The sequence below is a fragment of the Pantoea sp. Morm genome (assembly GCF_016643525.1).
GTDB classification, from domain to species: Bacteria; Pseudomonadota; Gammaproteobacteria; order Enterobacterales; family Enterobacteriaceae; genus Pantoea; species Pantoea dispersa.
This window is the reverse complement of sequence record NZ_VOQX01000008.1, coordinates 61052-81961: the sequence shown is the minus strand read 5'-3', so window position 1 is coordinate 81961 and position 20910 is coordinate 61052. Positions and strand designations below refer to the sequence as shown.

At 50.0% G+C, this 20910-nt stretch carries 15 protein-coding genes; 4 read left to right on the top strand and 11 right to left on the bottom strand.

The annotated features are described in order from the left end of the window. Positions 1 to 257: 257 nt before the first annotated feature. Together FT726_RS04985 and FT726_RS04980 are read right to left on the bottom strand one after the other, a co-directional pair. The gene (locus tag FT726_RS04985; protein WP_346302503.1) at positions 258 to 3614 is read right to left on the bottom strand and encodes a hypothetical protein; all 3357 of its coding nucleotides are present in this window, start codon (positions 3612 to 3614) and stop codon (positions 258 to 260) included. Continuing rightward, the gene (locus tag FT726_RS04980; protein ID WP_346302502.1) at positions 3604 to 3921 is read right to left on the bottom strand and encodes a hypothetical protein; all 318 of its coding nucleotides are present in this window, start codon (positions 3919 to 3921) and stop codon (positions 3604 to 3606) included. The genes FT726_RS04985 and FT726_RS04980 overlap by 11 nt, the downstream gene beginning before the upstream one ends. 511 nt (positions 3922 to 4432) lie before the next feature. On the opposite strand from FT726_RS04980, the gene FT726_RS04975 reads away from it, so the two are divergent. Next, complete coding sequence (locus FT726_RS04975; protein WP_346302501.1) at positions 4433 to 5191, top strand: tyrosine-type recombinase/integrase; 759 nt, start codon at positions 4433 to 4435, stop codon at positions 5189 to 5191. Positions 5192 to 5619: 428 nt separating this feature from the next. Here FT726_RS04975 and FT726_RS04970 read toward each other — a convergent pair whose 3' ends face one another. From FT726_RS04970 to FT726_RS04950, 5 genes are all read right to left on the bottom strand, one after another. Then, positions 5620 to 6036, bottom strand: coding sequence for a type II toxin-antitoxin system YafO family toxin (locus FT726_RS04970; RefSeq protein ID WP_346302500.1), 417 nt, complete (start codon positions 6034 to 6036; stop codon positions 5620 to 5622). Positions 6037 to 6042: 6 nt separating this feature from the next. After that, positions 6043 to 6696, bottom strand: a complete 654-nt coding sequence (locus tag FT726_RS04965; RefSeq protein WP_346302499.1) for a hypothetical protein — start codon at positions 6694 to 6696, stop codon at positions 6043 to 6045. An 800-nt stretch (positions 6697 to 7496) separates the two neighbouring features. After that, positions 7497 to 8321 carry an amidohydrolase family protein gene (locus FT726_RS04960; RefSeq protein ID WP_346302498.1) on the bottom strand — a complete coding sequence of 275 codons (825 nt, stop codon included), beginning with the start codon at positions 8319 to 8321 and terminating at the stop codon, positions 7497 to 7499. A 9-nt stretch (positions 8322 to 8330) separates the two neighbouring features. Continuing rightward, the gene (locus tag FT726_RS04955) at positions 8331 to 9614 is read right to left on the bottom strand and encodes an MFS transporter (protein WP_346302497.1); all 1284 of its coding nucleotides are present in this window, start codon (positions 9612 to 9614) and stop codon (positions 8331 to 8333) included. Positions 9615 to 9636: 22 nt separating this feature from the next. Next, positions 9637 to 10371, bottom strand: coding sequence for a GntR family transcriptional regulator (locus tag FT726_RS04950; RefSeq protein WP_346302496.1), 735 nt, complete (start codon positions 10369 to 10371; stop codon positions 9637 to 9639). Between the two features lie 1013 nt (positions 10372 to 11384). On the opposite strand from FT726_RS04950, the gene FT726_RS04945 reads away from it, so the two are divergent. Continuing rightward, a complete protein-coding gene (locus tag FT726_RS04945; RefSeq protein WP_346302495.1) occupies positions 11385 to 12362 on the top strand; it encodes a VirK/YbjX family protein in 978 nt (325 codons plus the stop codon). Positions 12363 to 12426: 64 nt separating this feature from the next. On the opposite strand, the gene FT726_RS04940 is transcribed toward FT726_RS04945, so the two are convergent. From FT726_RS04940 to FT726_RS04925, 4 genes are all read right to left on the bottom strand, one after another. Continuing rightward, a complete protein-coding gene (locus FT726_RS04940) occupies positions 12427 to 12819 on the bottom strand; it encodes a hypothetical protein (RefSeq protein WP_346302494.1) in 393 nt (130 codons plus the stop codon). Next, on the bottom strand, positions 12816 to 13892 hold the full coding sequence (locus FT726_RS04935) for a glycosyltransferase family 9 protein (RefSeq protein WP_346302493.1): 1077 nt from the start codon (positions 13890 to 13892) through the stop codon (positions 12816 to 12818). The genes FT726_RS04940 and FT726_RS04935 overlap by 4 nt, the downstream gene beginning before the upstream one ends. Before the next feature lie 139 nt (positions 13893 to 14031). Continuing rightward, positions 14032 to 17085: an efflux RND transporter permease subunit gene (locus FT726_RS04930; RefSeq protein ID WP_346302492.1), complete on the bottom strand. Its 3054-nt coding sequence runs from the start codon at positions 17083 to 17085 to the stop codon at positions 14032 to 14034. Next, complete coding sequence (locus tag FT726_RS04925) at positions 17086 to 18045, bottom strand: efflux RND transporter periplasmic adaptor subunit (RefSeq protein WP_346302491.1); 960 nt, start codon at positions 18043 to 18045, stop codon at positions 17086 to 17088. 412 nt (positions 18046 to 18457) lie between these two features. Between FT726_RS04925 and FT726_RS04920 the strand changes: the two genes are divergently transcribed. Beyond that, positions 18458 to 19870, top strand: a complete 1413-nt coding sequence (locus FT726_RS04920; protein WP_346302490.1) for an efflux transporter outer membrane subunit — start codon at positions 18458 to 18460, stop codon at positions 19868 to 19870. Between the two features lie 51 nt (positions 19871 to 19921). Then, positions 19922 to 20812 (top strand): hypothetical protein, encoded by an 891-nt coding sequence (locus tag FT726_RS04915; protein ID WP_346302489.1) that lies wholly within the window; start codon positions 19922 to 19924, stop codon positions 20810 to 20812. Positions 20813 to 20910: the final 98 nt, after the last annotated feature.

Genomic DNA, 20910 nt, shown 5'->3' with positions numbered 1-20910 from the left:
ACATCCCAAGTTGCCTTCTGCAGGCGAAAAAATCTTCCCGATTTCTTCCCTTAAAGCTCTGGAGGTGCACCTCGCTGGAAGCGGGCATTGAAAATTTTTCAAAAAGTCATGCACAGCAATACTCAGGTAAATTCTACGTCAGGTATCTGGTCAAGGGGCATTTTTTGCCGCCGGTAGAACTAAGTTATTTGTACCCATATTCAACTTCAAAATTTCGCATGCGAAATTTGATCACCTGACAGCCCACTTCAAAGAGGTTATTGCGGCGCGGCCAGGTCGACATGATTACTTTCTCTGAGACGGCGCTGTACGTCACGCCAGATGCTGTTGACACCTTCGACCACCACCGCAGATGACATAAATCTTCCCTGCATAAAAAGCTGGATGTAAGGCCAGAACTTCCTGACGAACAGGTCAGTATCGTCACAGTGGGAGAGGAAGGTGCACGTAAGGGCAATTAACTTTTCTTCAGACGACCCCGCGCCCCCGGTGCGGAGCAAATAGCCGCAGCAGGCATACATCACGCGATCCAGTCCTGCGCTGAAGGGACAGGCTTCGGCGGTTAAGAACGGGTTAACGCAGGATAAACGCACGTGCTCATGCGCAACTTTCTGTACATAGCGCAGGTAAACGCTGACGAGAAAATCATATACGTTCACCTCTCCAGGCAGTGTAGGCGTCAGTATGGCAAGAAAGCGACAGAGCGCCTCTGGTCCTGCAAAGCGGGGAGAAGAGGAAAGGTTTTCAACATCAGAGAGAATCAGCGGAAGAGGCATTGCGCTGTATATGTGAAGCGCGATCCCGCTTTCACGATCTGCATAGGGAAGCGTACTGGCTGCCTCAATCAGGATATTGCGGGTATTACAGACGACGTCCCCACAGGAAACACGCACGTACGCTGCACTGAAGGCATCAATAGTGATATAGGGTGATGTTCCGGCACTTATCGCATAATACTCAGCAAAGCTGACGGGATGCAGAGCCTCACGAAGCAGCGAAAAAGTCCATGGAAGGTCGCCCGTGACAGGTTTTACGGCAGTGATAACCGTTCGAAGACTCTTCAGGTTTCTGAATATACCTGAGCGGTCGTTCATCACCGCTTCAGCGTTAAGTATGCTTATCCGGCGATCTGCGGTTAAGCCCAGCTTCCGGTATTCCCCCGTCTCAACGCCGTCAATCCACTCATCAACCAGCCTGAGGGTGTAAGGTGAGACGTAAAGCGTAAGCTTTTTCTGGACAAAATAGTCCGACAGGGAGGTTAACGACAGATAGATGAGCGTAATGAGATCGGTGAAAAATGTATCGCTTCGCTCCAGACCTGTATCATACATGCTCGCTTTTAAAAACCGCTGGTCAGTCAGCGCCTGCACGCATGCATTGACGGGGTCACCCGGCTGATAGCGGTATGCACGCAACGACAGAGGCAGGCTGCTGTTACCCAGTAATTCGTGGTCAAACTCGGGTTGAGGGAGATGGTCAAGGAGAAAGGCCGGAATATCTTCCGCCGCGTGAGGCAGGCTGAGGCTGCAGAAGACGTCTTTACCGTCAAACGCCTCGTTCCTCAGCTGTGCCGACAGCCGGAATACCGCAACGTAAGCGGGTATTTTTTCCAGCAGACGGATCTTCCGCATGCCCAGTATGGAGGTTTCCCCGGGCAGCATTTCCAGCAGCTTCGTTGCCAGGGGAGAGTGCGCGGGAAGCAGCACTGAATGCGAGGTTTCCGGCAAAGAAGAGATAATGCGGGTCGTCACCTCACCATTGACTTCAAAAGCCACGCCGCACAGACAGTTACCTGAAGCCTGCCTGATCTGAAGAGGGGGACGTGTGTTCCCGGTCAGGGTATTGAGGCAAAACTGCGAGACAATGCGCGCATGCCTGTCAGGATCGGATACAAACCATCGGACCAGAATATCCTGAATATCTTCTCTACGGCCATGCTCTCGTAAAAAATGCATGGCGGCAAAATTATGCTCCGAAGGGGTTTCCAGGAAGGTCAGGTCAAACGTACTGATCGCCTCGCGCAACGCCTTATGATCACCTGACTGATTGAGGTAGACCAGCCGTGAAAACTGCAGGCTGATACTCTCCGGATACAGTGCCAGCCCTTCATCAATGAGTACGCGGGCATCTTCCGGATTCTGATGTCTGAAACAGCTGTCAACGGTAAGATGATAAAACAGCGGTGTGCGTTCAGACGGGCTGACGATGCCGGCAATACCCCCAAGTCTGCGGTACTGGCTGGCAGCATAAAGTGCTTCGCATAATGTGTCGACAAGCGGGGAGCACCACACGTCCGTCGCGTCCCTGAACAGAATGTCGAGCAGCATGGCGGCCTCATAAGGGTGGTTTGTCCCCATCATTTCTTTTGCCAGCACGCGCATAAGATAAGGATTGAGTTCCCTGATGTCCTGATGGTCGCTGAGGGTTTCAACGGCATTTTTTAACTTATCGGCACGTGACTGCTTGCTGAATACGCATTCAATAACGCAAAAAACGGCGTCAGTGAGCGTGCCTGCATCCCGCCGGACGCGGCCCCCGCGTGAAGTCCATTCCCTCAGCTTTTCAAAATGCCCCAGCTGAAAGTGGAGGAAAAAATCCTCTTCGGACATCTGAACATCACAGTCCGGCAACACATCTCTTTCCCCACCGGCAACCTCAGAGCTTTTGCCCGGTTTACATCCGGAAAACAGTCTCAACCTGTCAGCAAATTCGGAATTGAGACTATCAATCATCTCAATGTGCGTCAGGCAGAACTCTTCGAGCGCATCATGATCGGCCTGCACATAATCAAAGACAGGCAGGATAATATTGTATAAACGCCTGTCTCGTCCGTCGGTCATGCCTGCCACGCTCAGCGTATCGTTGATGAGTTTTAAGACGGCATCCTTATCTGCCTGCTTGAGCAGCCAGTAACACTGCGAAGTTATTCGGGCATTGATTTCCCAGGCCCGCGCCAGCACCATGAGGACTTTGCCGTTATAGTTCCCGGCATTTTCAGCGAGTATAAAGCTGGCGACCTCTGAAGCCAGTTGCCCGTTTGAAAAGCGGAGTAGCCCGCCTGCAAGGGCGCCGAGTTCATGAGGTGTGAGCGCAAACTTTTCAGCAGCGTACACCGCCTGCAGCTCCTGCTCCTCACACAGCCATTCAAAATAGATTGCACGCGAATAGGCTCCGTAGCGGGAGGCAGATCTGAATCGTTCAGCCGCTCCGGATACATCTCCACTGCGCACCTGCAGGCGAAGAATAATGGATAACGCCAGGTCGGCCAGATCGCTGCTGCCCGCCTCTCTGACAATACGCCGGAGTTCCTGACCGTCTGTATGACCATCGCGATGCTCGACAACATCACACAGGGAGGTCAGGACAGAAATCAGATCGTTACTGTCCTGTGGGCCAAAGCTGATGGTTTGCGGGCCGGCGAGTATTTTGCGTGCATCATCAAGCCGGTAATTTGCAATGTGATCAAGCACAAGACGAACTATACCCTTAAGCTCGTCAGGCATGAGACCTAAATACAGCTGGCTGCCACTGAAGTCTATATGGTCGCCGGCGTAATTATCACCGCGTCCTGTATGGGTCTGTAAGACTGAACGGGTCTCGTTATTACCGGCCATATTTATCCCCGGCGACGTTGTCGCCGCTGCCGTGGTGGATCTGCGTCACAATACGTCCCTGCTGTGGGAGGTTACTGAGGATTTCCATCAGTGACGGTTCGCTTCTGATTTTTTCCTCGATCGCATACTCACTCATGGTCCTGTTAATTTCCATGTGGCTGATCTTTTCCGCGATGATCTCCGCGTGGCGCTCGCTGGTGATGTACTGCGTGAGTCCACCTTTAAGTTTATCAAACGTGAGTAACGCGCCTGCTTTAACCATGTCATAAACGGCGCTTGAAATTAGTGATGGCAGAACAGGGTCCATTTACTTTCCTCAGATAAATATGCGATGAGTGCAGAAGACGCGATAAGCGAAACGATTCAGAAAACGTCATGCCGGTGGCCAGACACGCAACTGACACTCATGTCCGTTTTTCCCCGAAGACGGATCCTGACGCATACCAGGAATTTTCGCTGAAAAACACATTATATAGCGCTATAGTTACTATGATAACTACTATATATAGTGAATTCCGGCAAACCCTGTGCAGAGAGTAGATCCTGAGAAAATCATGCCGGTGTCCGCTTTTGAGTCCATATAAAGAAAGTCGGACATTTTTCACTTTTGCAGGATCTTCTTTTCGGGTATTTTTTTTGATGGCAAATTCCCCGCCGTCAGGTGAAAATTTTCCCCATGCTGCGTTTTTCGGTCAGAAAATCACCGGAATTACACCAGGCGTCGCTGTGTAAAATCTGGCGATATCAGACCCGTAAAACTTTTCAGAATTCACGCAGCGACGCCGTAAGTTTCGGGCGTGACTGTTGCAGAGGTAACCATGACCGCAGGACTGCCGGAACACCTGAACGCGGGCGCGCGCGTGCCCGCCATGAACCTGCCGCAGGCGATGCGCCTGCGGAGGATGGCGCTCCATGACGGGAGGCTGCCGCGCTACCTGCTGGCGCCGGAAGTCGCCGCGCTGCTTTCCTACATTCCCGACCTGCAGCGCGCGAGCCTCATTAACCTGATGTGGAACACCGGCGCGCGCATTAACGAGGCGCTAGCGCTGACCCCGGCAGATTTTGTGCTGGACGACGGCGGCCAGCCCTACGTGGTGCTGAAAACTCTCAAGCAGCGCACGCGCGGCCGCGGCCGCCCGCGTAAGGATGAAAATCAGGTGCCGGAAAGGATCGTGCCGCTGACGGACGGCCGTTTTCTGACCCAGCTACGCCAGCACATGGCCACTTTCAGGCCAAAGCGGCATGAGCCGCTGTGGCCGGTCACCGACAGGACGGTGAGGCGCTGGCTGAACGAAGCCGTGGCCGACGCCTCACGTGACGGCGTCACCTTTCCACTGACGGTGTGTCCTAAGGCGCTGCGCCATTCGTTCGCCATGCATCTTTTCTACAGTCATACGCACAAAAAGGTCGTTCAGGCGCTGATGGGGCACAAGAAAGAAGAAACCACCGACATTTATATGCAGGTGTTTGCGCTGGACGTGGCGGCGGACAATCAGGTGCAGTTTACGTGGGAGGCGGGCGATGCCCGCACGATGCTGATCCAGGCGCAGCGAGGCACGCTGGCGCGGGGCACCTGACAGGGACTGCCCGCGGGGCAGGGAAACAAACCGGCACCCGGCAAACCACACAGCAGCCCTGCTGCAGAAGGTGATTTTCAGCATGTCTGCAGGTGAGCATGACAGCCTGCTTCCCGCGTTCTTCATTTGCCACGAGCCTGACGCCCCGGATAAAAAGACGTTTTGAGCTGTATGGTACCGCTGCTGTTGGCGTTCAGGTAAGGAGATGTTGCAAAGCCGTAGCTTAACGGGCGTGAGCGTTTCAATGACGACAAGTAAGGGGACACCGGCCGCGCGCGGAGCTACCCGGAAAGCAGTAGGTGAGCCGCAACTCCCGTATTTAACGATATCAGCCGAGAACAATGCGGGCGGCGTGAGTCAGTTGCGGGATCCTCGGGACGTAACGGGAACTGCATGAAAGAAAACCTGAAGAGAGATGTGGTGCGCATTCAGGGGTTGCTGAGTTCCTGAAATGCCTTAGCGTAAGCTGCAATATCCTTCAGCACCTCCGGATCCTTTGCTCTTGCGTGGGCATCCTTAGGGAAAATCGCCAGCAGGCTATAAACCTGGGGGAATTTAGCGTGCTGAGAATACACCAGAGCACGGTCGCTGGTACGGTTGTATGCGATCCGCGAGCTGGTTTTTTCCGGTCTGGTGAAAAGAAGGTGCACGTGATATACGCGAGAGGAGGCGATGGCTGCCGGCGCGGTATAGGGCACGTCTTTTCCAAAAACATCCGGAAAGGTGCCGTGCCCCTTAAAAGCCAGAAAGTCCTCTAACAGGGTTACGCGAAGTGCCGGACGAAGATCAAACGTGGGCTGCAGGTAAGATGCACAGCTGTCACTGTTCCATGTGGCCTTAATCATAGCGTCTCAGTGATAGATAAAATCAGCAAAAACGTCTTCATCAATCAGGCCGGTGCGCGAAGCCGAAAATTCCACGGTCTGGAAACATTGATCGAGGATCATCAGCAAATCAGCTACCGCCAGACGGCACTCAGTTATCGCTCTGCTCAGACGCAGAATGTAAGGATGCGGGTTACCGGCGCTGCGGATAATCTGATTAACGTACCCCTCCAGTCCCCTGATGCTCAGATCGAGGTTTCGTAGGTTCTGATAACGATCTTCACCGAAGCTTTCGCGAATACTTTCCGCACTCATTCCGGATATGGCATGAGTCAGCCTGACTTGTCTGGCGGCAAGATCTGCCAGACTGCGCTCGACTTCATCCACCTGCGCAGCGACGCCAGGGTCTGAGGAAAGGTTCTGGTTCTCATCAGCTCTGAAACGGCTGTATTTTGCAGCGGCCTTGAGCGCGCCACGCACGCGACGATAATTTTTACGGCGAAAGACCGTAGGGTGATGTTTCTGAGCATCATCAGAAGAAAATTGTGAAGCGTTTGAGGTCACCGTAGAGAGCACATGACTGATAACGCTCATCTCTTCCAGGCAGTTTTCAAATCGCATAAAACCTCTTGATAAATACTCCGTTTGCCTGAGTGTAAACCCATAATGTGAATGCCACAACCTGGCCCGGCTGCGTATTCTACAGCACCGCGTTGAAAAAATCAGCATTACTGCATGACCGGGGGCTGACTCTCAGGCCTGATAATCTGATCGGATGCGCCGCCTGGCGAACATACCCTGTTCTGACGGCACCCCTTTCATCATGTTCGGCATTTCGTGCCGGAACTTTAGCTTGATTACGCAGACAAGAGCCTGAGCAGTCTGCCGACGCGAAAAATCACTGAACATTTCAAACTTATGACTGAACGAACTTTGTCGCAAAGATTATTCTGCACAGGCTACCGGATATCAGGAGAGCATCCGGGAAGGGCCTGTAACAGGCATTCAGGCATAGCGTGCTGGTAAGTTTTGTCAGGACTATGGCAGATTACACTGGCCAAAACATAATGAAAATAGCAAAATCGGCGGGATTAACGCCATACCTGAAATAGCACGCTCAGCCGCGCAGGACCGATTCAATAATGTCCCGGGCGTCGTTAGTGGGATGGTCGCAGATGCACGATGCCGTATTCGAATACTGCGCTTCGTCCCCGTGCCGGCCCGGGGTGATCAATACGCTGACGGTTCCGGTCGGGCAAATCCACCACGCTTTGGGTCTTCGTCCACTTCTTTGGAGCGTGGTTGGCGAGCTGGCCAGCGTCCTGGCCGCCCCGAAGCCCACGCCGATAATCAGCCCCGTTTCCAGCCTGATGCGCTAACGTCAGCATCTACAGGTTAAAATCTCACCGTTGAATGTACATTTTGAGACGTTTTAAATGCTGCAATTTTATTCCTTATAAAAAAACGTTCTCGTCGGGAAATTAAAATCCATAAAGTCGCTGGGCGTTTTTTATGCAAACATACTCTTTTATATTATTCTCAGATGCAAAAGAAATGAGTTCATTCATCACACCGTTATAGCTTACTTGACTTTCGAATTGAGTATGCGGCCAATCGCTGCCTATCATTATCCTTTCTTTAGAAAAATTCTTAATAAAAATATTCATTAGTCGTTCTGCATTAGTGCGGTCATTTTCATGGCGGTGCCAGAGCCTGTATAGACCAGAAGCTTTAATCATTACATTTTCTTTTTCGCTCAGAGTTAAAATTTGTTTCAGCTTCAGCATGTCAGCAGGAAAAGTCATATCCGGTCGTCCGAAGTGGTCGATGACTATTTCTATACCATAGGGAAGGAGATTTTGTACCAGTTCCCTTACAAGTAATCCGTTCTGATGAATTTCAACGTGCCATCCCAGCGAGGCGACTTTTTCCATCATCTTTATAAAAGACTTGTCCCGACTGTGAGGATTTTCCTTTCCGATACAATTCAGTCGAATACCCGTAACGCCCATAGCCGCCATGCTTTCAAGTTCCGTCATGGAGTGCTCGGGTCCTATGACAGCAATTCCTTTTAGCCGCCCAGAAGACGACTGCAGAGTAGATAGCAGATAGCTGTTATCAGTGCCAAGAAAGCTTGGCTGAACCAGCACGCCATGACTAAAACCTATAGAATCCAGACAGTTAAAAAAATCGATAGCTGTCGCATTATAGGAGGGCGTATAACGCCGATGAGGAATATAACGCAAGTTCGTTGTAAAAACGTGAGCATGGACATCAATTCCTGTAATTTCGTTTTTCTTAAACATATTTTAGTCTTAGTCGGATTTTGAAGTCAGAACAAGGTTTTCTTCAGAAGGGTTCTGTGGCTGCTCCAGAGGGCGTCCTCGGGTTTCAGGCAGTATTAATGCTGCAATAACTGCCACGCCATAGGCGATGCCGGTATCAATTCCGATAGCCTGGCCAAGAGACATTGACTGGCTCATATAACCCACAACAAAAGGAAAAACCGAAGAAAGAATGCGCCCAAAGTTGTAACAAAACCCTACCCCGGCTCCGCGCACATCTGACGGGTATAACTCATTAAAAAAGGAACCAAGACTTGCCGGGATACCCGCAGCAAAAAAACCTAATGGGAAACCCATAACAAACATGGCACCGTTCGTAACCGGGAGAAACAAATACGCCTGCACAGTAATAATACATGCAAAAGCAAAAAATATAATATTCTTTCTTCTGCCAATTTTATCAATCAGCATGCCACTGCAAATACAACCGCAACAGAAGGCAAAAATAATCACAGCGAGATAACCACCTGTGCTCATCACGTTAAGATGACGCTCAGTCTTAAGATAAGTGGGTAGCCAGGTCATAATGGCATAATATCCACCATGTGCACCAAGCCCCAGCACGCCGCCCCACAGAGTGACCTTAATATATTGATTTTGGAATATCCTGAGCATTGAAGAGAAGAGGGAGACCTCTCTATTTTTATTTTTTCTGCTATTTTCCGTGTCTGGTTCAACAACTTTTCGGCGAATGTAAATGACCAGCAAAGCAGGCAGAAGACCAATAATGAACATGGCACGCCATGCGTAATTCTCTGGTAAAAAACTAAAAATGAGCGTAAAAACTAATACTGCGCCTCCCCATCCTATTGCCCAGGCACTTTGCACCACACCCATAACTTTACCGCGTAACTCGGGACGAATTGTTTCTGCCATGAGCACTGCTCCCGCGGCCCATTCACCACCAATTCCAATACCCTGCATAGCTTTAATAAATATGAGTTGCTGATAGTTGACCGCGAAGGCTGAGAGAAAAGTAAATATGCTGAACCAGAGAATCATGCACTGAAGGGTGCGAACGCGACCATAACGATCTGACAGCGACCCACCAATCCATCCTCCTAACGCGGAGGTAATCAGTGTGATAGCGCTTATCAGGCCCGCATCTGACTTAGTCAGTGCAAAAACGGTTATCAGTGTAGGGATTGCAAGTGCAAACATCTGGACTTCAAGTGCATCAACGCTCCACCCACCAAAGCATGCCCAGAAAGTTCTTCGCTCACCTTTTGAAATAACTTTATACCATGAAAACATTGCTTATATTCCTTCGTAAAAATTATCGGATTTGAATGCTATAGCTGAAATGCTGGGCACTACCTAAGCTGCGCCGCCATTCAAGAGGTTCTCCCGCAAAATTACGTGCCACTCTTTCAATTGCAATAACGGGGGTTCCTTCCCGGATCTGCAGAACCTGCGTAAGTGGATTTTCCGCGGCTTCTGCTGTGAGAGCTTCATCTGCAAAAGCGACCATCTGCCCGCAGTATTTTTCATAAAGTGGGTAAAGCAACATCCCTTCTCTCTCAATGTCGACATCAAGCAGAGGAGAAAAAAGGGGCAGGGGCAGCCATATCTCCTCGTAGAGAAGAGGTTCTCCAGCAAGTGTACGCAGACGCTTTATTTTTATTGCAGAGGAATTTTCCCTGTTTAATTTGAGCTTATCTGAGGCAGCGTCAGAGGGTTTCTGAACCGACATTGAAAGAATCGTGCTGTCAGGAATCAAATTTTTTCCATTAACTGAAGAAAAACGAAAAAATCGGAAAAGTGAAAAATCAAAGCGCGGGCGCCTTACAAAGGTGCCACGCCCTTGCTGTTTTTCCAGTATGCCTTCTGCTACCAGGAGATCGATCGCTTTTCGTACCGTTCCTGTCGAGAGTCTGAATTCAGAAGCTAAAGCTGCCTCTGTAGGAAACAACTCCCCTGGAAGCCATCGATTCGCGGCAATTTGTTCTGAGAGCAAATCATACAGAAACTGATAGCGTGGCAATTTTGAGACAGTTTTTTCCGTAAACATACAAACCTCTATTCATATATATGAATTAACAGTTTTATAACCGGGCATTTACGTGGCGTCAACGCTTCACACGGCAAACTGTGTGCTGCTTCGCAATTAACACCCATATCGTTTCTATGAAAGGCCCAGAAGTCGTGATAAAGGAGAATCATCCAATCCGCAATTTATCGATGTCAGAAACAGAGCAAAAAATTCTTTTACGAGTTTGTGCAGGTTTGCAGGTTCGTATGGAAACGAATAATCAAAGCAACGCCTGTATCAGACTTTGAGGAAGGAATGGACAGCCACTTACCATCTGCGTGGGTCACGTTGACGCACAGCTAGTTGAAGTTTTTTTCACGGCAGAAAGGTAAGCTTTACAGGCCCATTGAGAAAAAGAATAATCATTTCATATGATTGTATATATATGCGGACGGCATGACGTGGGGGCCAGTTCTTAACCTATCCTGTCATGTTTTCAGTCAAGTAAAATAACGCAGACAATGCGGCCGGCGGTGGGTCGTGAATGCTTGTACCTATGAGTACGGCAATATTCAAGAGGAGGGCGCTTGTAAGCTGCACCCCTCTCGCTGAGATTTCAAAAAACTGTGCCTCACCGATAAAGAGCAGATTGAGTTACTCGCCAAAGCACGGGGACATTTTAGCAGTGTCGGAATTCTTAAGGGTTAGCATGTCACCAGTTCACTTAATGATGCCGGTCTCATCAAAAATTTTTTTTGCTGAGACATACCTAAAAGTCGACCTTAAAATCTGTTGCCTGTCAGGGTTGATACCCTTTAAATCGCAATTTTACAGATTAGACTACCCCAGACCTTGTTAACCGGCTAAGCGATAACTTCTGCATTGACTCAACATTGATTTTCAATTGACTGATTTTTGATTATTAAGATTTATAATAATTAGAATGGATTTGTAATCAGATTATTGATTTTAAAAAATTAAGAAATTAGCCAGCACGACATTCTCTCAAATAGTTGACTAATGAGATTGTCGGCAATTTCCGGAAAGAAATTATGTCACTCATTTTCATTGGTAAACCAGTAGTTAAACCTCCTACAACACCACTCGGACTGTACTTTGCTCTATCAAAAGGAAAGTTTCAGCCGCATAATTTCTGGGTTTCACGGCATTTCAGATTCAAATTTTTTATACGCTCTCTGCTAATGCCGATAAAAACTTACCAGATTTTGAATCTCATTGCGAACCATCCGGCCTGCAATGAGATTCTCAAAAATCAGCCCCGGTTGCCCTGCAGGGTTCATAGACCTTATTTAAGCACGGCACTTTCAGTCACAGATAAATCGGAGGCAATTCTTTACCATTACAGAAGAATTATGCAGCTTCTTGGTGACGTTCGATTCAGGCAGCATATCGATCCTGAAGGACTCTGTCTGAGCAGGTTTACAGGAAAGGACGACCAGCCTTTCACTCTTCAGCTTGTCTCAACATACAGACTGGATAAAGAAGGTGAGGCCAGCATTATTCTTCGTAATGGCTCCGGCCAGATGCTGGCGGAGATAACGTTTGTGCTTTGCATTCGAAATAATAAACGATCGTTAATTATCGGCGGTCTACAGGGCCCTAACGGAGAAAACACGCAGGGACTTGTTCAGCAGGCGACTAAAAGTTTATACGGTTTATTTCCTAAGCGGCTGGTCCTGGAATCGCTGGTACAAATTGCTGAACTGTTCAACATTGAAAGCATAATTGCTGTGTCTAATAAACTTCATGTATACCAGTCTGTCAGATACAAAAACCGAATTAAGCACATGCATGCGGATTATAATTCTTTCTGGGAAATGTCCGGCGGTGTTTTGCAAAGGGACAGTTTTTATTCGATCCCTCTTGATATTACCAGGAAAAATCTGGATGAGGTGCCCAGTAAAAAACGTGCGGAATACAGACGCCGGTATGCGCTCGTTGATGTTGTAAGAAGCCATACGCGCCTGACACTTACCGGACTGACATCCAAACCCAGAGCTGTTCAGTAGTATTGTTTTGGGGTTAAGAAGCAGCACCCGCCGCCTGAGACAATGCGGCGGGCCGTGAGTCATTTTAAGCCAGACCTCCCCGCCCGGGAGATAAGGTCTCCGTGCTGTTATTGCCTTCGTCCCATACGCCACGACGGGCAGTTAGCGTCAAAAACGTCACGGTCATGTTTTGGCCTGGTGCGTTTTTACCTCGTAAAAGTTGCCTCACCCCGTCAAGCCAGCCTCTTTTAATTGCCGTTCGGAAAAAAGCCGTATCGTGACTGAAGCCTTTATTGTCTATCCTGTAGGTAGAGAAGAAGTCCGCTACCATCATCCACAGCTGATGTTCTTCAAGATTGAGTTTATATACCGGATATTGACCCTCCTGTATTTTATGGTACACACCGAACCGGTCAGGCTTGTTGTAGTACTCGAGAAACTGCACAATCTCTTTATCCGTGAGAGCCTCCCGGTTCATTGTGCATCCTCCAGAGATGATTTAACCGCGGCATAAACCGTTTCGGGTGAAATTCCCGTCATGGGATGAACGTCTGTACTGACGGGCGGCTGATGGATAACCCGGTGCAAATGGGGATCCTGATAGGGGCCTGTGTGTTGCGGATTCGCCATAGCAAACAGGCTGACTGTCCTGACCCCTGCCGCGATTGCAATATGCATCGGTCCGGTATCTCCGGTGACCAGCACGTCAAGACCAGTAATCAGTGTGACCAGTTCATCGAGCTGCGTTTTGCCCGCATGCCTCCTGATGCGCTCGCATACTTCTGGCGGAACAGCGTCACAGAGATCCTTCTCCAGCGTCTGTTCGGCCCTAGAGCCCGTGATGACAATCTCTGCATCAGGATAATGCTCTGCCAGCGCGATGGCCAGGTGGCAAAAGCGGGATGTAGGCCACCGGCGGTCTTCTTCTGAGGCTCCCAACTGAAAACCTATTCGGAACGGTCCATGGTTTGTCACCGGTTTTTGATATTGAGTCGGCAGATGCATTCTGAAAAGCCTGTCATCAGCGCCCAGAGCCCGGATAAGCTTCAGCTTTCTGGCAATAATGTGTCCGGTGAATTTTTCGGACCAGGCATGCAGAAACGGATTCAGTTCATCAGGAGTATTTCCATAATTGTCACGAATTACGACACTGGCCCTGGACATTAACGCAGCCATGACATCGTAAGGATAATGAGCATGCAGAATGACGCACAGATCCGGATTTATACGGCGCAGTTGTTTTATTAATGGCAGAATGCGCATGACTTTATTATCCCACTGAATAATATTGTCAAACCAGCCATACTTTTTAACTAATGCCATGTTTTTTTCGCTGCTCACCAGCGTAAATGATGCATCAGGAAATCGTAACTTCAGAGAATATATTGCCGGTGTATTCATCAGAAAATCGCCGAGCGCTGTGGTCGAAAACACAACCACAGTCTGAGGCGAAATAACGCTTAAGTTATTTTTTTTCGGCGTCGGTCGGCGCGAGATAAACACATAAGCATTCAGAAAAAGACTAATTATTTTTCTTCTTAAAACTTTCATGGACAGAAAAACCTGTGTGAATGGGAATATACTGCCGGCATCTTATGTTGATATAAAACTTCCGGATTTCAGCGGTTATCTATTGCGCCATCTTACGCCGCTGCATGCAGACGCTGCAGCGGCGCAGAAACGCACATGTTTATGTGCGTTTTCTTCTGTTCTCCCACTCAAGAAGATACGTCATCAGTGCCGGGAGCAAAGTAAGCGTGAAAGCGGTAGCGGCAACCAGACCGCCGATGATCGCGTAGGCCATCGGGCCCCAGAAGACCTGGCGGGCGATAGGGATCATGCCGAATATTGCCGCGCAGGCGGTGAGCATTATAGGTCTGGCGCGATGGGCTGCAGCGTGGCTGACAGCGTCATTAATACTCATCTGCAGCCGGATGTTGTTGTCAACCTCGCTGATCATGATGATGGCGTTCCTGATAATCATCCCACTTAAGGCAATCACGCCCAGAATGGCGACAAATCCCATAGGCGTGCCAGTTGGCACCAGCGCAGCGACCACACCGATGAACCCGAAGGGAGCCATCAGGGTAGCCAGTATCACCCGCGAATAGCTCTGGAGCTGTAACATCATCACACCCAACATGCATGCCAGCGTGACGGGCAAAACGTTAAAGAGTGAGCTGTTACCTTTATCAGCGTCTTCTGTCGCCCCGCCTTCGAATATATGGTAATTGTCCGGCAGCTTCTGGTTCATGGCAGACACCGCTGAAGTCAGGCTGGCAGAGACATCATCCGCATTCTGTCCCGATGCCACGTCTGCCTGTACGGTAATCAGTGAAGCACGATTGCGGCGCTCGATCACTGGCGTTTCCAGTCCCCAGCTTACGGTGGCTACCTGAGCAAGCGGGACGTTTACGCCGTTATTGTTGCGAATGAGCATGCTGGCAAGATTCATGGTGTCCTGCTGCTCCCCTTCATTGGGGCGCAGTACAAGGTCTGTGAGGCGATCGGCACTACGTACGCGTGTGATCACCGCGCCGCTGTAATACGTTCTCAGCGCCTGAGCTATCTGTTCACCCGACAGCCCTGCAAGCCGTGCCTGGGTCTGGTTGACCTGAATTCTGATTGCACGCTGAGGTTCACCAGAAGTGAGGTTAATATTGCGTATCTCACTGTGATTGCCCAGCTCCTGCGCCAGACGCTGCGCAATCTGCCGGACCTTTTCGCTGTCAGGCCCCTGCACGCGATATTTAATTGGCCAGCCCACTGGCGGCCCCAGCTCCAGAGGCGTAACACGGGTGACATAAGCACTGTAGCGTTTGTCCAGCAATGCCGTCAGGCGATTTTGCAGTGCATGACGCGTTTCGAGGCTGCTGGCAACCAGAACCAGCTGAGCCCTGTTTTCCGCATCAGACTGGACATCCATCGGCAGATAAAAGCGTATCGCGCCGGTGCCAATGTAGGATGAATAGCGGCTCAGACCATGTTCCTTTTCCAGTTCCTTTTCAAAGGATTCCACAACGCGCATCGTTTCCTGCTGCGTTGAGCCTTCAGGCAGAGTGAAGCTGACAAGCAGCTCTGGCCTGTCCGAAGACGGGAAAAACTCTGATTTCATCCACTGAACTGACACTATTGAAATCAGCAGCAGGAAAACTGAGCCGCATATAATCAGCATCCTGTGGCGCAGAGTATAGTGGAGTAAGGATGCATACCCCCGCGCAAGCCGCCCCTGTTTGTGGCCATGCTGCCTGAGCTGTTTTGGCAGGATCCAGACGCCACTTAGTGGAGAAAAGAGCACTGCCACAACCCATGAACTCAGGAGCGAGATGAGCACCACGACAAAAAGTGAATAGCAGTATTCCCCGGCAGCCGACTTAGCAAAGCCAACGGGTATAAATCCGGCGATCATCACCAGCGTCCCGGTCAGCATTGGGAAAGCGGTCGTAGTGAAAGCACTTGCCGCGGCCTTTTTTAGCGACTCGCCACGCTCAAGGCTGGATACCATCGACTCAATCGTTATCATGGCATCATCAACAAGCAGCCCCAGCGCGATAATAAGTGCACCCAGTGATATCCTCTGCAACCCTATTCCAGCCAGATACATGCCGGCAAACGTCATCGCTAATACAACCGGAATCGCAACGGCAACAACCAGGCCGGCGCGAAGCCCGAGAGAGACGAATGAAACTGCCAGCACGATAACGATGGCTTCAGCCAGCACATGCATAAAGCCTGAAACGGCGTCTTCTACTACTAAAGATTGATCCGCCACGCTGCTTATCGTGACGCCAAGCGGCAGCTGGCTGCGAACCTGCTCAATTTTCTCATCCAGCGCTCTGCCAAACTCAAGCATGTTACCGCCTGCGGCCATCGCGATGCCGATGCCAACGGCAGGCTTTCCGTTGACGTGAAAAACAGGTCGGAGCTGATGTGAGGGTTCAATATCAATATCTGCCACGGATGTCAGGGGAAAAGTGTTTCCCCCAATCGTCAGGACTTCACCGCGAAGGCTTTCAACGGAAGTCACTGCACTGTCGAGCGAAATATCAATAATGTCTTTACCAGTACGAAGAACGCCCGCCTCGGTTACTGCGTTCTGCGCCCGCAACGCTTCGATCAGTGATTCAGACGTAATGCCCATCTGTGCGAGACGACGAGGTGAGTAGCGCAGGACTATCTGGTCATCCTGAGTACCCAGTAACTGAGTCAGTCCAATTCCGGGCACGGTGAGCAGCGCTTTCTGAATCTCCTCCGCCTGGCTTGTGAGCTGCCTGTTGCTGTACCCCTCAGCCATAATGCCGAGTATGGTGCCGTAGGTCGCATCATACTCATCGTTGACCATCGGCTCACCGACACCGTCTGGCAGCTGCACGGACAGATCGTGCATCTTTTTACGCAAGAGCGCCCAGGTCGGCTTTACCTGATCAGGGGGCGTTTCGTCCCTGAGGTTTACGGTAATTTCTGTACTCCCACGCCGCGTCTGGCTTTCAATGCTGTCGATGTAAGGCAGCTCCTGAACCGTCTTTTCAATTTTATCCGTAACGTGATGGACCATGTCATCAGGGGACGCGCCTGACCACGCGGCGTTAATGATTGCCGTTTTGATGGTAAACGCCGGATCCTCTTCTCTCGGCATGGCCTGATAACAGATGTAGCCAATCGACATGATGAGCAGAAGCAGGAAGCTGACGATTTGCTGATGTTCAATCGCCCAGGTGGAGAGGTTAAATCTTCCCTGTTTCATTTACTGGACCTCATCCTGTACGGTAATTTTCATGCCCGGCGTCAGTCTGCTGACGCCTGCCGTTACAATTTGCTCACCTTCTGAGAGTCCGCCGGACACCGCTGCGGTGTCGCCGCTGTAATATCTGATCCTGACCGGGCGAAGCTCGAGAGTTTTCACCTCAGGTGAAACCACATAGACGGCCGTCCGATCGCCTTTACGCGTCAATGCAGCAGCAGGGATAACGTAGACGCGGTCACTGTCCTGTATGACCTCGCCGGTCAGCACTGAACCGAGCGGCACAGCAGCGTCTTTTTCATCAAGCGACGCTTTTACTGCTATCAGTAATGTCTGAGGATCGCTCTGCGGGCTTACAGTGAGCACAGTCGCACGGGCACTTTCGCCATTTTCAAATTCAACGCGAAGCTTATCACCCGGGTGAAGTGGCCCACTGAATATCGGGGGAAGATTCATAATGAGTTGCTTATCTTCATCGCTGGCGAACTGCATAATTTGCTGGTCCTGTGAGAGGATCTGTCCTGGTGAAGCAGAAACAGCAGTGATTACTCCATCGAAAGGCGCCCTGAGTAGATTAAAATCTGAATCATTTGTTGCCTCGGCTAGCTGGGCGGTGGCTCGCGACTGCTGCGCCTGAGCGGCAGCCAGCGTGGTGGTCGCCTCCTGGAGCCTGGCACGTGATGCGGTGCCTATTTCAACCAGCTTCACCATTCTCTCCACATCCAGCTTTGCCTTGCGCAGTTGAGCATCGGCTTCACTGAGCGCAGCACGTGCAGACAGAACCTGCTCTCTGCTTTGCGTGGCATCAAGTCTGGCAAGAACTGCACCACGAACCACTCGCGTGCCGACGTCAACACGCCGCTCAGCGAGGCGGCCGCCGGTGCGAAAACTCAGGGAGACCTCTCTGGCCGGAAGAAGCTTTCCTGACCATTTTACCTGCTTTGCGGGCACAGATGCGGCCACAGCACTTGTTCTGACGAGAGGTGGTTGTGATGACCCCGCACGCTGGGGATCATCACAACCACTCATTAGCAAGGTCATTAATAACCCGGCAGTCACGAAATGGGTTCGGCAGGATCTAAAATTACGGGGGGCTAGCGTTAGTCCGGTTTTTATTTTCATCTGAATTATCTGAGCTGGGATCCGCAATATGAATAAGTTATCTGGCCAAGTTTAAATCCGCCAGTTCAAGGAACGTTGAAGGGAGAGTCAAGAATTGGTCAAGAGTGACGCTAAATAGATTAAATAAGCCCCTTGTTTAATTCTTGATATTCCCTTGGTCGACCGTTGATAAAACAGTTGCACAATACCCGAACTCAGACGTCACACCAGACATTTTCTCCAGGCATTAATCAACCGGAAAACGATTTGTACAATGAAAATCAGCGCGTTTAACCATCACGCCGCTTTACTTCTGGCGTGCAGCATTCTGGCTGGCTGCCAGCTACAGCCTGACTATAAGAAACCTGATGTCAGGGTGCCTGACCAGTGGAATCACCAGTTCAGCGCACAAAGTAGTGAAAATGCGGTAGGTGAGGGCGATTTTTATAAAGATAGAAACCTGCGGGTAATCATCGGCCTCTCCCTCAGAAATAATATGGATCTGAAGGAAGCCGCTCTTAATCTCAGAAAAGCGCAGGAATTATACGGTATAGAACGCCTGTCTATTTTACCCTCGGTAAACGCTTCGTTTTCCCAGACCTCGGCACATGAGCCAGCCGGGCTGCTGGATACTGTTGATACCGGAGCACTGACTTATCACCAGTTTGATGCAAAGCTCGTTTCCGCATCGTGGGAACTGGATTTCTGGGGCCGCCTGCGCAGTATGAAGGACTCAGCGCTTAACAACTATCTGGCCACTGACGCCACCGCGCGCGCGCTGAGGCTTTCCATTACTGCTCAGGCCGCGTCGTCGTACCTGACTTTTCTCGCTGATAAAGAGAACCTGAGGCTGGCCGAACGGAAATCAGCTAACCTCCGCCAAATGCAGAGTATGCAGGCCGCCGCCTGGCGGCTCGGCGACGTTAGTCAGGAAACGCTGCTCAGTCAGGATACCGCGCTACGACGTCAGCAACAGGACGTTGCCGCGCTGCGGGCATCGGTTCAGAAAGACTACGATGCTCTGCAGTTGCTATTGGGCGGTGACCCTCCGTTAAGACTTATGGAAAACGTAGCATTTACGGATCTGGCTGATTTCCCACCCCTGCAGCCAGACCTTCCATCAACTGTTCTCCAGAAGCGACCAGACGTAGCGGCGGCTGAATTCAGGATGCGGCAGGCAAATGCAGATATCGGCGCGGCGCGGGCTGCATTCTTCCCCACCATTTCACTCACGGCGTCAGGTGGAAGTTCCTCAGCAGCGCTTGGTGACCTGTTCTCTGCCGGCACCGCAGCATGGAGTTTTTCGCCGAATATAAACCTCCCCATATTCAACAACGGGCGGAACATGGCGAACCTTCACGCGGCTGAGATTTCCCAGCAGATCGCCGCAGCCGACTATGAAAAAGTGATTAAACAGGCTTTCAGAGATACCTCTGATGCGATGGCTGAGCGTCAGGCAGGACGGTCGCGATATGAAGAATCAGTAAGCCTGTCGGCGAACAGGACGGAAATGCTGAAGATGACAAAGTTAAGCGCGCAGGCGGGTGATCGCTCCAGTTTTGACTGCCTGGACGCTGAAAATAGCCTTCTCGATGCAAGGCGGGAAAGTAACGAAGAGCGTCTTCATCTTTTTCTGCAGGACATTCAGCTTTTTCAGGCACTGGGCGGTAACGTCAATTCGAACTGAATGAGTCAGTCTTTGTACGATAAATAATTAAATTATCAGGTTTGATTTAAAATGAGCCAGTTAAAACGAGCGTTGTACGGCTGGAAAACATCCGACGCCAGCATTTATGAACTCTGTTATAAACGCTTTGGTGGAAGCGTTAATATGCACCCCGACGTTATACGATTTTTCGCTACACATCACAGCCAACCCGTTTCCTATTTTCATAAAGAAAGAAATGGCGAATACATTGCTGCATATGCTTTGGTGGGCCCCAAAAAAATAGGGGTGGACCAGTGGAAAAAATTTCCACTATCTTATGATGAAATCATGCTCCCTATAGCGAAAGGTGAAACACTTTTTTTCCCTGAGAAGGCCAACAAAATATCTCATTTTAATAAGGGAAACTTCAGAAATGTTAACTTTGCAGTAGCAAGAAAAACAAAAGTGTGCTTTGCCAAGAGCAGCTATTCATCCAAGACGGAAAAGAATCGCAGAAATGAGTACAACCGTTTTTTAAGGGCCGGTGGTCGTTGTTGTGATTTGAATCAGTATAGTGCAGAGGAACTGGCGGATTTTTATATTTTTCTGTTTAAGTCGCGGTTCACCGATAAGATTGAGTGTTATTCCAGGGAAAACCTCATAACAATTATCAAGGCTATGAAGCATATGGTTTTTGGCCATATTCTTTTTATCGGAAATGAGCCCTGCGCCATGGATCTCATCTTTATGGTTGAAAGTGATAGCATCGTTTATTTCGACGTGCCCAATGGCGGCATTAATATGAAATATATCGATATAAGTCCGGGCAGCCTCTTGATGTGGATGAATATCACTTCAGCGCGGGAGTACTGTGCCATCACAGGCAAAGAGATGAGGTTTTCAATGGGATCCGTCGGTAAGGACTGGGCCTACAAACTGCGATGGGCGAACGCATTAACCACAGGAAAAACGATGTTTTAAGCATCCAGAGTGAGAAAAGTCAGCGCCTGCTGCATACAGACAGCAGAAACATAACGATAAATCCCAGTCCAGCGACAGAGGTACAAAACGGTTTCTTT